Source organism: Pelosinus propionicus DSM 13327, from assembly GCF_900114615.1.
Classification (GTDB): domain Bacteria; phylum Bacillota; class Negativicutes; order DSM-13327; family DSM-13327; genus Pelosinus; species Pelosinus propionicus.
This window is the reverse complement of sequence record NZ_FOTS01000003.1, coordinates 139129-152303: the sequence shown is the minus strand read 5'-3', so window position 1 is coordinate 152303 and position 13175 is coordinate 139129. Positions and strand designations below refer to the sequence as shown.

The following is a 13175-nucleotide window of genomic DNA, read 5'->3' as shown; positions in this document are numbered from 1 at the left end:
CATGATACCCATAATAACACCTTCGAAAGGTAATTACACTGATTTATATGCTAAGGTCGATACATATTGCCAAAGAGTTTTTCGGTAATACCCATGAAAAATATTGTGTTGATAGGCTTTATGGGAACAGGAAAAACAACCGTTGGCAGACTCTTAGCCAATCGTTTGGGGCGACCATTTTTTGATAGCGACAAAAAAATGGAATATGAAAATAATCTCAGTATTCGTGAAATCTTTGAAGTATATGGTGAATTCTATTTCCGACAACAAGAAAAAATGGTTATTGCCAAATTGTCTCATTATAAGAATGCTGTAATTGCAACAGGTGGTGGTGTAGTATTATCCCTTGAAAATATGAATAATTTAAAACGGAACGGTGTTATCATTACTCTCGCTGCCTCTGTTGAGGCTATCTTAGAGAGAACAGGTCGACGCAATACGCGTCCATTATTAGATGATTTTGCTCAACGTGAGAGAATTATAAAAAAATTACTTAAAGAAAGAGCCGAGCTATACTATAATGCAGATTATAGTATCAATACCAGTAGTAAGTCACTACAACAGGTTATTAATGAAATTCTATTTTTTTTACGACAAGGAGGTTACTTGCGTGGTAAACGTTAAAGTTAAATTAGAAAAAAGAAGTTACAATATTCATATTGACGTCTCTGCTAGCAATTTAATTGGTAATTTTATGCAGACTATGAAGGTAAATAAAAAAATACTAGTGATCTCTGATACTACCGTTGGGAATTTATATGGCAGACAGATGGTAGAATTACTGGTGAAGGATGGATATGCAGCGGAATTATGTTGTGTGTCAACTGGAGAACATTCTAAAAGCGTAGATATGGCAATGGAATTATATACAAAAGCAATTACCTTAAAGCTTGACCGTAATTGTGCCATTATTGCATTAGGGGGGGGAGTAATTGGTGATCTTTCGGGTTTTGTAGCAGCTACCTATCTCAGGGGTGTACCTTTTATACAAATACCAACTTCATTACTAGCGCAAGTAGATTCTAGTGTGGGGGGGAAGGTTGCTGTTAATCATCCTATGGGGAAAAATTTAATTGGTGCCTTTTATCAGCCTCGCATGGTACTGATCGACATTAATTTTCTAAGTACATTGCCAAATCGTGAGCTATACACTGGTTTAGCAGAGGTTATAAAATACGGTATGATTGCTGACAAGGAGTTTTTTACCTATCTTTGTGATCATTATCAGCAGATTTTAGACAAAAGGCCTGAAGTATTAACTGAGATTGTGCGTAGATCATGTGAGATTAAAGCGTGGGTAGTAGAGCAAGATGAATGCGAGAGTTCGATACGAGCTATTTTAAATTTTGGACATACCATTGGTCATGCAATTGAGGCTGATACTAATTTTAGTAGATATAATCATGGTGAAGCAGTTGCTATTGGTATGTATGGAGCGGCGCTCATTAGTAAGCACCTTAATATGTGTAGTCAAGCAACGGTTGACATTCTGAAGCATATTTTACTGCAATTTAATTTACCAGTATCTGCACCTGAATGTGGGATTGACGACTTATTTAAATTGTTGTATAGAGATAAAAAAGTGTTAGATAATAAAATTACGTGGGTTTTACTCAATGAAATTGGCGAGGTAAAATTATGTAATCAAGTACCAGAGAATATTGTAAAACTGGCATTAGCAGAAATTACTCAGTCAAATACTCCATTCTAGAAAATACATATATTCTTAATAGATCAAATGAAGCAAAGGAAATGTACAAATTTTATGGAGGATTAGAAGTAGTGAATGTAAAAAAGAAAAGAAGTATTATTATGGTAGGTTTTGTTGCACTCGCGCTATTTGGTGTGATTTTCTTTCGTATTTATGCTAACATTTCAGCTAATAAGGAGCGTGCCGCAAAAGTATCTCAGGGACGTGGCATAGCAGTAGAAATTGATGTTGCTAACAGACGCGATATTATTCCGATGATAACAGTTTCTGCTAATCTTGAACCATTATGGAATGCCGATATTTCTCCAAAAGTCGATGGTCGACTTGATAAATTATATGTTGACGAAGGAGATTCGGTAACTGCTGGTATGGTTATTGGCACTCTAGATATCAATGAATTAGAGGCTCAAGTCATGCAAGCAAAAGGTAATTTGTTATCTAGCCAAGCAAGTCTAGAACAAGCTGAGTTAGATTTATCCCGTGCTCAAGAACTTGCTAAGCAGGGGGCATTAGCAGCGCAAGCATTAGATAGTGCACGGACGAAAAGAGATTTAACATTAGGACAAGTTCGCTCTGCTCAAGGAAATTTAGTATTGCTTCAAGCTAGATTGGATAATGCAAACATTATTGCACCACGCAGTGGTATTATTATTAAAAGATACTTACAGGCTGGTTCCTATGTGAAAACTGGATCGCAAGTCGTGAGCATCGCTGATGTTTCATCCTTGTTAGGAAAAGCCACAATTGGTGAATCGCAGATTAATGAGATTTCTTTGGGTTTACCAGTAAAAATCAAAGTCAACGCTTTACAAGATCAAGAATTTTCTGGTGTCATTACACGTATTTCTCCTGCCGCCACATTGCCAGCACGGACATTTACGGCTGAAATCACTATTCTAAATAATGGGATATTAAAACCAGGCATGTTTAGTAAAATCATAATTCCAGGGTCGATACATAAAAATGCTTTGGTAGTGCCTGAGCGTGCATTAGTAATGCGTGAAGACCAAAAGACGATTTATGTCGTTACTACAGATAATAAAGTACAGCAGCGCATGTTAAAATTAGGGTATGTTGGTGAAGGCTGGGCTGAGGTTTTGGATGGTTTGGTCGATGGTGAGCGTATAGTTATTGAAGGACAAAATAAATTGAAAGATGGTTCTGCTGTGAATGCTTCTAGTGGTAAAGAAGGTGAAAAGTAAATGATTGATACTTTTATTAAAAGACCTGTATTTACTACTATGATTGTTATGTTGCTTGTAGTGTTTGGGTTAGGTGCTTATCCATATTTAGGTATTGATTTAAATCCTGATGTTGAATATCCTATTGTTAATATCACCGTTACTTATACTGGTGCGTCACCGGAAGAAATAGAAAGCCTAATCACTAAACCGATTGAAGATGCTGTTAGTTCTGTTTCAGGAATCAAGTCTTTATCTTCTGTATCTCGGGAGGGTGCTTCTCAAATTACATTGGAATTTGAATTTGGTACGAATCCCAAACTAGCTGCCAATGAGGTTAGAGAAAAGGTAGCAGGGGTGCGTAAAAGACTCCCTGATGAGATTGATGAGCCAGTGGTACAACGTTTTGATATTACAGCACAATCAATTGTATATTTTAGTTTAGCATCTGATACACGCAACCGTGGAGAAATTCGCAAACTTGCTATTGATGTTGTTAAAGATGAATTACAACGAATGGATGGAGTTGCTCAGGTTGATGTTTTTGGAGCAACAGATCGTGAGATTCATATTTATATTGACCCTAAAAAAATAGAATCCTATAACATATCATTTCAGCAAATACGTGATTCAATTAATGATCAAAACATTAATACACCTGGTGGCAAGGTAAATGAGAAGGGGACTGAACTAACAGTACGCACCATAGGGAAATATAAAAATATTGATGACATCAAAAATATTATTGTAGCTAATCAACAAGGACGTCCGATTCTCTTAAATGATGTTGTTACTATTGAAGATGGTTGGGCAGAAGAACGAGTATATGCACGTACAAATGGTACGCCAAGTGTAATCATTGCTGTTCAGAAGCAATCAGGTACTAATACTGTCGATGTCGCAGAGCGAGTAATAAAAAGCATGGAACATATAAAGGCTAATTTACTGCCGTCTGATATAAAAGTTTCAATCGTTCGTGATAGCTCGAAGTATATTCGAAGTAGTGTTGAAGATGTTATGGTATCCCTAATTTTTGGCGGATTTTTAGCAATTGTAATCACATTTTTGTTTTTACAAAATACTCGTGCGACATTAATAGGCGCCATTGCAATCCCTACATCAATTATTGCTACTTTCTTTGCGCTTAAGGTGATGGGGTTTACACTAAATAATATGTCTCTCATGGGGCTTAGTCTTGCAGTGGGTATTCTAATTGATGATGCCATTGTAGTTATTGAAAATATCTTCCGACATATGGAGGAAGGTCTCTCACCTATGGAGGCGGCTAGACTTGGTACCACTGAGATTTCTTTGGCTGTTGTAGCTACTACTTTATCCATCTTGGCTGTTTTTGTTCCTGTCGGTAATATGGGGGAAATTATTGGTCAATTTTTTAAGCAATTTGGTATTACCGTGGCTTTTGCCGTAGCTTTCTCATTATTTGTGGCATTTACCTTAACTCCAACACTAGCAGCTTATTGGCTGAAAAACAATGGAGAGAGCCAAAAACTACAAGGAAATTGGTCTTGGTTGCAAAAGATTCTTGATAAATGGGAAGAGGGATTCCTAACCTTACGCGATAATTATAGATTCATTCTCCAATGGTCATTAAAACGTCCGAAAAAATTAGTTGCATTTGCGATATTATCCTTATTTCTTAATGGTCTATTATTACCTTTTCTTGGTGTGGAGTTTCAGCCTACGTATGATTCAGGTGAATTTAATGTAATTCTTACCGCTACTTCAGGTACATCGATGGATAAGATGAAAGAATTAGTAGAACCAATAGAAAAGCAAGTATTAGCCATTCCTGAGCTTGAATCTTCCTTTGTTTTAATCGGTGCGAATAGACAACTAAATAAAGTAAGTATTGGTGTGCGATTAATTGATGGCGATAAGCGCTCGCGGTCTATGTCTCAAATTATGGATGAACTTAGAGTTAAATTTCGCAATGTAAAAAACTTGAAAGTTGCAGTACAATCTAATCAAGGTTTAGGTAGAGGTGATTCTCGGCCTGTGCAGGTTGGTCTGAGAGGACCAGAGTTGGAAGTGCTTAACCGTAGTGCTTATGACCTGGCAGAAGCAATTAAGCAAATTCCAGGTACAACGGATGTAGATATTTCCAGCGACCAATCAGAACCGGAGGTTCAAATAAAATTAGATGCTATAAAAGCTGCTGATACTGGAATTGACAGTACTATTGCAGGAGATGTAATTCAAATTGCATTTTTAGGAAAGACGACTAAAAATCAATATAATGTTGCAGATAGTGATTATGATATTCGTGTGCAATTACAGCCTGCAAATCGTTTAAGTATACAAGATGTTGCCAATTTAAGAATATCATCCAAAACAGGTACTTTTGTGCGGCTTGGCGATATTGCGGATATAAAATTTTCTTCGGGTCCTACGCAAATCGACCGTGAATCTCGTCAGCGTCAGGTTATTGTTTATGCCAATACGGTAGGTGCGTCAACTGGTGAGGTACTCAATAAAGTTAAAGAACTAATTCCTGATTTGAACTTGCCATTAGGTTATACTTATAAATTTGTTGGTCAAGCTCAAATGATGCAGGATTCTTTTAAAGAGATCGGCAAAGCATTACTACTAGCTGTCATACTAATTTACATGGTATTAGCAGCAGAATTTGAGAGCTTTGTCCATCCCTTAACAATTATGCTTTCATTACCTTTTTCATTAGTTGGGGCAATCTTAGGTCTTTTAATTTCAGGAAAAACGATTAATATGATGTCTTTAATTGGTATTATCATGTTAATGGGGCTTGTTACGAAGAATGCTATTTTATTAATTGATAACACCATGCATCTACAAAAAAAAGGTATGCCAATTACGGATGCTTTAGTTGAAGCTGGAGCTTTAAGATTAAGGCCTATTTTGATGACGACCATGGCTATGATCTTTGGCATGATGCCTGTTGCGCTTGGGCTAGGGGCTGGGGCAGAATTACGTTCATCGATGGGGGTTGTTTTAATCGGTGGGCTAGTTACGTCTACATTTTTAACTCTCATTATTGTACCATTGGTATATTTTCTAATTGATAAAATACAACAATCATCTAAAAAACGTAAATTAAATAATATTATAAACTCCTAAAAGTTAAGGTAAATTGAGAAACAAAAATCAAAGGGTATCTTATGCATAGTATGAAGTGCTCTTTGATTTTCTTACGCTCACTTCTATATTTAAAAGTGCCTCTATCAATATGATAGTAAATCATATTGATAGAGGCACTTTGCCTGCTTACAGCTTGAAACCAATAAATACCTAGTTTCAAGTTGATGTGCTTTAGTTAAAATCTATAATGACTTTTACATTTAAAATTAGATAGCACGTTGAACTTTTCCAGAACGTAAACAACGAGTACAAGTATTAACTCTTTTCGTTTCACCATTCACAACCGCTTTAACACGTTGAATGTTAGGTTTCCAAGTGCGTTTCGTTTTTAAATGAGAGTGGCTGACATTAGAGCCAGTAGTTTGACTTTTACTGCAGATTTCACAAAGATTTGCCATGTATTCCACCTCCTTTGATGAGGGACAAGATATCCTCATTACCATAACATCAATATTCTAGCATACTCTACTTACTAAATGCAAGGTATAAGTAGAATTCTTTATCATAAAAAATAATTGCAGGAGTTTTTATGATAAATATTGAAGTAAAAGCAAAGAATATGAATGGTAGAGATAGGGAGGCGTACAGAATGATTACGAAGGAGACATCAATCAATGAGTTGCTTCGATCTCATCCCTTGGTACGTGAAGTTTTTGCCAAACATGGTATGGGATGTATTGGGTGCATGGGAGCAGCCACGGAAACAATTGAAAATGGCGCTAAAATGCACAATATTAGTGTCGAGGCACTTTTAAAAGAATTAAATGAACTGTGCAATAGAAAATAGGCAAAACAATTTTGCCTATTTTCTATTGCTTTGATTGTTAATAATGCTTAGTGCGATTTATGAAGGTGATACGTTTGGAAGATTTCAGAAAAGATAATATACAGTACATTAAAGGTGTAGGTCCTAAAAAAGCAAGTTTATTGACAAAATTAGGAGTTTTTACAATTGGAGATTTGTTAGAACATTATCCTCGACGTTATGAAGACCGTAGTCAGCTTAAAATGATAAATAACTTAACCGATGGACAAGTAGAGAACTTTAAAGCTAAAATGATGAATTATGCAGAGAGTAAACCTCGCCGAGGTCTTCAGATAACTAAAATTACAGTAGGCGATTCTACAGGAACTGTTCAATTAGTGTGGTTTAATCAGCCTCACCGAAAAAAGATATACAGACTTGGAGCTGAGATTCTTGTTACAGGTAAGGTGAAAAAAATATATCAAGTGGAAATTCAAAATCCAGAGATTGAGATGATCACAGATATGGATACGCTGGAAGTTGGTTATATTACACCTGTATATGCTGCCAATGAAAGTATTACTCAAAGATTTTTACGAAGCCTAATACGTCAAATTTTAACAGAATATAATACGACAGCAGAGATACTGCCTTCTATCATAATAAATCAATTTTCATTATTAGATCGTAAGACTGCGTTTGAAAACATCCATTTTCCAATGAATATGGATGTGCTAAAAAAGGCGAGAAGAAGATTAGTTTTTGAGGAGCTATATTTACTGCAATGCGGTTTATTATATATAAAAAAGCAAAACAGAAGTAATACTGTTGGTATAAAACATGGACCAGAGGGACGCCTCCTCAAACATGCCAAAGAACGGTTACCATTTAATCTTACAGAGGACCAGCAAAAAGTTTTACTAGAAATAACATTTGACATGGAAGATGTAAAACCTATGCAACGGTTGCTTCAAGGAGATGTGGGATCAGGTAAAACTGTGATTGCAGCATTGGCCTTGGCTAAAACGGTTGAGAATGGTTATCAAGGAGCTATGATGGTTCCTACGGAAATATTGGCTGAACAGCATTATACTACGTTGTCAGAGTTATTTTTACCATTAGGTATTCGAGTTAAGCTACTCACTGGCAAACTATCAAAGCGTATTCATGAGGAAGTTATAGTAGAAATTAAGTCTGGTCTAGTGGATATAGTGATAGGTACCCATGCATTAATTCAAGATTCTGTTGAATTTCAATATTTGGGCTTAGTAATTACAGATGAACAACATCGCTTTGGTGTTCGACAGCGAGCCAAGCTACAGGAAAAAGGCAATATGCCTGATGTATTAGTTATGACAGCTACTCCAATACCACGTACAATGGCTCTGACAGTGTATGGTGATCTTGATGTCTCTACTATAAAGCAACTACCTCCTGGCCGTAAAAAAATAAAAACATATGTTCGAGGATCCGATAGGCGTCAGTTAGTATATGATTTTATAGCAAAAGAAATCAGCAGTGGACGCCAAGCATATGTGGTTTGTCCTTTAGTAGAAGAATCGGAGAAAATAAATGCTCAATCTGCTGTGGAGTTGTATGACCAATTACTGGAATCGGAGCTAGAGAATATCTCTTGTGGCTTAGTTCATGGAAAGATGAAGTCTAGGGAGAAGGATTTAGTAATGGATAGATTTTATCGTGGTGAAATAAAAGTGTTAGTTGCTACGACAGTAATTGAGGTTGGTGTAAATGTTCCCAATGCTACAATTATGATTATTGAGAATGCCGAACGCTTTGGATTAGCCCAACTACATCAACTTCGAGGACGCATTGGAAGAGGCCGGCATCAGTCCTATTGTATTTTACTTTCGGATAATAAAAAGACAGAAACCCAAGAGCGACTTTCTATTATGGCGAAGACAAACGATGGTTTTGTGCTAGCAGAAGAAGATTTGAAAATTCGTGGTCCAGGACAATTTTTTGGTATAAGGCAACATGGTCTGCCGGATTTAAAAATTGCAGATATAATGAATGATATAGATGTTTTTTTTGAGGCACGTCAGGCAGCAGAAAAAACAGTGTCTAGACCTGAATCTTTTAACATACTGCGTCCTGCATTACAAGCACGATTCGGCAAGGAATTTAGTATGATATTTTCCAGTTAAGTGCAATAAAAAGAGACGGTCATAATGACCGTCAATTATGGGAGAGGAGAAAATTTACATTATCATTATGCCACGTTTAGATTTATTTTATGCATAAAAATCATAAAATATTTGTAAAGTATCTTCTTGTATTTTGAGTGCACACTATTATTAAAGATTAATAATAGGAGTGGTAATATGAAATCTGCCTGTAGTGAACAACGGTTACGAGAAATTGCCGGTAAATGTTTAGAATTTGAACATATTATTAATGCTATGGGATATGGATATTCATTGCTAAATGTATCACCTAATGATTTTGTAAGGCGCTGTAGTGATTGTGTGAATTGGTTTGGTGGTGAATGTGTTATTTATCAGCATGAAAGTAAAAAGACTAACATTTTGTTAGAAAGTTAGTTTCATTTAATTTTTAATTATATTTATTACAGAACATAGCCGTTCTAAAATTCCTTTGGACAAGGGAGTTTTAGGATGGTTTTGTCATTTTTAACATTTACTGATCTTTCAGGTTGCCTTTTTATGGGATATTTAGTATAGTAAAGTATTGGAGAGGTTATTGTTCTGTAGTTGGAGGGGTATGATGATCAGGCTTTTTGGATGGTTGTTCATTATTGTTTTATTTGGAGCAAGTTATCTATGGCAACCGGATTTTTTTCAACATTCATACAGTATACTTAAACATGGAGATATTATTGCTTTGGCAGACTATCTGCGAAGCTTTGGTCACTGGTCGATACTCATAACGATACTTTTATTTATCATTATGACGTTCACTATTGTATTTCCTTTTATGATTTTGTCAGGCGCATCTGGTATTATGTATGGCCTATTTTGGGGAACTGTCATTTCATGGGGCGGAGAAGTTATTGGCGCGGTATGTATGTTCATTTTTGCTCGCTATTTCTTTCGTCAATTAGTAGCAGAATGGATAGCGAATAGCAGATATTTAAAGCAAGTGGATGATTATAGTGCCACCAACGGATTTAAAGCTTTGTTAATAGCACGATTATTGCCATTGGCACCTTCAGGCATTATTACTGCTGTGGCAGCTATTAGTAGAATGAGTTTTAAGGACTTTTTTTTAGCTACGATTATTGGTAAACTACCACCAGTTATTATTAAAGTCCTCATTGGTCATGACATAGTCTTTGCTGGAGAAAATGTGATACGCTTACTCTTGGTAATCCTGCTTGTTATTGTTGTGTATGTAGGATTATGGTGGTATAAACGGAAATAAGGATAGGATGAGTCGAGTATTCATTTTAAGTAAAATAATTGGCAGGGATATTGCTATATATGGCGAATAAAATACACATAATAATTAAGGGGATGATTTTATGCCAATTGTACAGATTGATCTGATTGAAGGCCGCACTACAGAGCAAAAGCGTGAAATGGTGAAAAGGGTTACGGAGGCAATAACACAAACAGCTAATTGTCCAGCTGAAGCGGTGACCATTGTAATTAGAGAAGCTGCTAAACAGCATATCGCTAAAGCTGGAACACTAATGCTCGATAAATAAGAATAAAGTTCTACAAATTCTAGAGATCTTCATTAATGATGTAATGAAGATCTTTTTTGTAGATTTTTTTATGAATCTTTGCTAGAAAAATTATAAGATTTCCATAATTTATTGCACAATTACATAAAAAAGAGTGGATTAGGTAACTTTAAGTATGTTATTATAGTTGAAATAACTTGTTCTATAGATATGAAAGGAGAAATTTATGTTTGAAAATAAGTTTATGCAAGAAGGTTTAACTTTTGATGATGTTTTGTTAGTACCTGCAAAATCAGATGTTTTACCAAAAGATGTTGATGTTAGTACCTATTTAACTAAAAATATTAAGCTGAATCTCCCTATCATTAGTGCTGGGATGGATACTGTAACAGAAGCACGGATGGCGATTGCTATCGCCCGTGAAGGTGGAATTGGTGTTATTCATAAGAATATGGCTATTGAACAACAAGCAGGTGAAATTGATAAAGTAAAACGCTCAGAGCATGGGATTATTGTAGATCCTATTTTTTTGTCACCTGAAAATACATTGCAGGATGCCCAAAATTTAATGGAAAAATATCATATATCAGGTGTTCCTGTTACTCAAAATAATAAGCTGGTTGGTATTTTGACCAACAGAGATTTACGCTTTGAAACCGATCTGACAAGAAGATTGCATGACTGCATGACTACAGAGCATCTTATTACAGCCTCAGTGGGAACTTCTTTAGAAGGTGCAAAAGCTTTATTACATAAACATAGGATTGAAAAATTGCCATTAGTAGATGCAGATGGTAATTTGAAAGGTTTGATTACGATTAAGGATATTGAAAAAGCCCAAAAATATCCTAATTCTGCGAAAGATAAAAGAGGCAGGCTATTAGTAGGTGCTGCTATCGGCGTAGGAGCAGATATGCTGCAACGCGTTGAAGCAATTGTTGCAGCAAAAGTAGATGTGATCGTAGTAGATACTGCCCATGGACATTCTCAAGGTGTAATTGAAGCTGTTAAGAAGATCAAACAGATGTACCCTGAAGTCGATTTGATTGCAGGTAATGTAGCTACTGCAGAAGCTACTCGAGATCTAATTGAAGCTGGTGTTGATGCTGTAAAAGTAGGGATTGGTCCTGGATCGATTTGTACTACTCGTGTTGTTGCTGGTATTGGTGTACCGCAAATTACGGCTGTATATAATTGTGCAAAGGTCGCCCGGGAGCATAATATTCCGATTATTGCCGATGGTGGTGTTAAATACTCTGGGGATATTGTAAAAGCGATTGCCGCTGGTGCTAGTGTTGTTATGCTAGGTAATTTGTTTGCTGGTACAGAAGAAAGCCCTGGTGAAACAGTTATTTATCAAGGGCGTAGCTATAAGGTATACCGTGGAATGGGGTCATTAGACGCTATGGCTCAAGGTAGTAAAGATCGATACTTTCAAGAAAATATGGACAAACTAGTACCAGAAGGAATTGTAGGACGTGTACCGTATAAGGGGACATTGGCTGATACTGCATTCCAATTATTGGGAGGATTAAGAGCTGGAATGGGATATTGTGGAGTTCACAATATTGAGGAATTAATTAATAACACACGCTTTATTCGTATTACGGCTGCTGGATTGAAAGAGAGCCATCCTCATGATATTAGTATTACTAAGGAATCGCCTAATTATAGTCTGTAAATAGTCAAAAGATAAACAACACCGCTGTGCTTACCAAGCAGGCGGTGTTGCTGTATTAATAACACGAAATTCGAAACCTTGCTCTTTATAAAAATTAATAATTGAAGGCAAGGCCTTTACTGTTTCGCTATGCCCTCTGCCATCATGCATTAGAAGGATGGCATGGCTCCATAAAAAAGTATTTTTATTTGTTTGGCTTATAATATTTTGAAGGAGTGCATCGGCTTTAGCATTTGAGGCATCACCAGAGCTAATATTCCATCCTACTTCAATATAGCCTTCGTTCTTTAATCTCTTCCAATATTCTGCAGTAAAGTGTCCTGCTGTTCCGCCTGGGGCACGGGAAATTCGAGGACGTACATTAAGAATATTTTTAAGTAATTCATCGTTATGTTGTAGCTGCTCTATGTAAGCGGCAGGTGACTGATAGAGTTCACGATAAATATGATTATAAGTATGATTGCCTATAGCGTGTCCTGCTGCATAAATTTGCTTTACAAGTTCAGGATATTTGCTTACTTCAGTTCCTACTAAAAAAAATGTAGCTTTAATGTTACTTTCTTGTAGAATTGCAAGAATTAGAGGAGTATTTTGTGGATCAGGACCATCGTCAAAAGTTAAATAGATTGTCTTATTTCCGTAATAAGGTTCAACAGGGGTTAAATTTGTTGTCAATTGGCGTTCTTTTCGTTCCTGAACTGTAAGTATATCATATTCGGATTTATCATTAGTAGGAACACTGTTGCTCTTTTCAGTAAAGTAATATACATCGGGTCCCTTTTCCGAAGGCTTTGTTGTGGTGGAGATTGAGGGTGTTTCTTTGAGATTTGGCACTGCAAAGGAAAGAGGAGAAGATATAAGAAAAATAAGAGCAATTAGTAAAATAAGACAAATGATGCTTAATAAACCATAATTTTTTAGCATAGTTCTCTCCTGAGATGTTATTTTGCAAATTATTTAAATGAATTTCTTACTATTAGCTGCATATTCGACATTAAAGTATGTATTCCTGCGGGTAAAGTTTAATATGCTTTGGAATACTAAAGCTAATAAGG

Annotated in this window: 12 protein-coding genes; 10 read left to right on the top strand and 2 right to left on the bottom strand. The window is 36.1% G+C overall.

Going from position 1 to position 13175, the window contains the following annotated elements:
- Positions 1 to 93 precede the first annotated feature (93 nt).
- The 4 genes from BMZ99_RS02580 to BMZ99_RS02565 all read left to right on the top strand — a co-directional run bounded on the left by BMZ99_RS02580 (position 94) and on the right by BMZ99_RS02565 (position 6006).
- Positions 94 to 624, top strand: coding sequence for a shikimate kinase (locus BMZ99_RS02580; RefSeq protein ID WP_090932640.1), 531 nt, complete (start codon positions 94 to 96; stop codon positions 622 to 624).
- A complete protein-coding gene (gene aroB, locus BMZ99_RS02575; RefSeq protein ID WP_090932638.1) occupies positions 611 to 1711 on the top strand; it encodes a 3-dehydroquinate synthase in 1101 nt (366 codons plus the stop codon). Before BMZ99_RS02580 ends, aroB begins: the two co-directional genes overlap by 14 nt.
- A 71-nt stretch (positions 1712 to 1782) precedes the next feature.
- Positions 1783 to 2913: an efflux RND transporter periplasmic adaptor subunit gene (locus BMZ99_RS02570; protein ID WP_090932636.1), complete on the top strand. Its 1131-nt coding sequence runs from the start codon at positions 1783 to 1785 to the stop codon at positions 2911 to 2913.
- Positions 2914 to 6006 carry an efflux RND transporter permease subunit gene (locus BMZ99_RS02565; RefSeq protein WP_090932634.1) on the top strand — a complete coding sequence of 1031 codons (3093 nt, stop codon included), beginning with the start codon at positions 2914 to 2916 and terminating at the stop codon, positions 6004 to 6006.
- 227 nt (positions 6007 to 6233) lie between these two features.
- On the opposite strand, the gene rpmB is transcribed toward BMZ99_RS02565, so the two are convergent.
- Entirely contained in the window at positions 6234 to 6425 is a 192-nt protein-coding gene (rpmB, locus tag BMZ99_RS02560; RefSeq protein WP_007934404.1) for a 50S ribosomal protein L28, read from the bottom strand.
- Between the two features lie 191 nt (positions 6426 to 6616).
- On the opposite strand from rpmB, the gene BMZ99_RS02555 reads away from it, so the two are divergent.
- The 6 genes from BMZ99_RS02555 (at position 6617) to guaB (ending at position 12120) form a co-directional block, all read left to right on the top strand.
- On the top strand, positions 6617 to 6814 hold the full coding sequence (locus BMZ99_RS02555; protein ID WP_090932702.1) for a DUF1858 domain-containing protein: 198 nt from the start codon (positions 6617 to 6619) through the stop codon (positions 6812 to 6814).
- Between the two features lie 74 nt (positions 6815 to 6888).
- A complete protein-coding gene (gene recG, locus BMZ99_RS02550) occupies positions 6889 to 8937 on the top strand; it encodes an ATP-dependent DNA helicase RecG (RefSeq protein ID WP_090932632.1) in 2049 nt (682 codons plus the stop codon).
- A 177-nt stretch (positions 8938 to 9114) separates the two neighbouring features.
- Positions 9115 to 9333: a hypothetical protein gene (locus BMZ99_RS02545; protein WP_090932629.1), complete on the top strand. Its 219-nt coding sequence runs from the start codon at positions 9115 to 9117 to the stop codon at positions 9331 to 9333.
- A 181-nt stretch (positions 9334 to 9514) separates the two neighbouring features.
- On the top strand, positions 9515 to 10174 hold the full coding sequence (locus BMZ99_RS02540) for a TVP38/TMEM64 family protein (protein WP_245754774.1): 660 nt from the start codon (positions 9515 to 9517) through the stop codon (positions 10172 to 10174).
- 100 nt (positions 10175 to 10274) lie between these two features.
- Positions 10275 to 10460 (top strand): 2-hydroxymuconate tautomerase, encoded by a 186-nt coding sequence (locus tag BMZ99_RS02535; protein ID WP_007934389.1) that lies wholly within the window; start codon positions 10275 to 10277, stop codon positions 10458 to 10460.
- A gap of 205 nt (positions 10461 to 10665) precedes the next feature.
- A complete protein-coding gene (gene guaB / locus BMZ99_RS02530; RefSeq protein ID WP_090932625.1) occupies positions 10666 to 12120 on the top strand; it encodes an IMP dehydrogenase in 1455 nt (484 codons plus the stop codon).
- 30 nt (positions 12121 to 12150) lie between these two features.
- Here the strand turns inward: guaB and BMZ99_RS02525 are convergent, their stop codons facing one another.
- On the bottom strand, positions 12151 to 13044 hold the full coding sequence (locus tag BMZ99_RS02525) for a polysaccharide deacetylase family protein (protein WP_090932623.1): 894 nt from the start codon (positions 13042 to 13044) through the stop codon (positions 12151 to 12153).
- Positions 13045 to 13175: the final 131 nt, after the last annotated feature.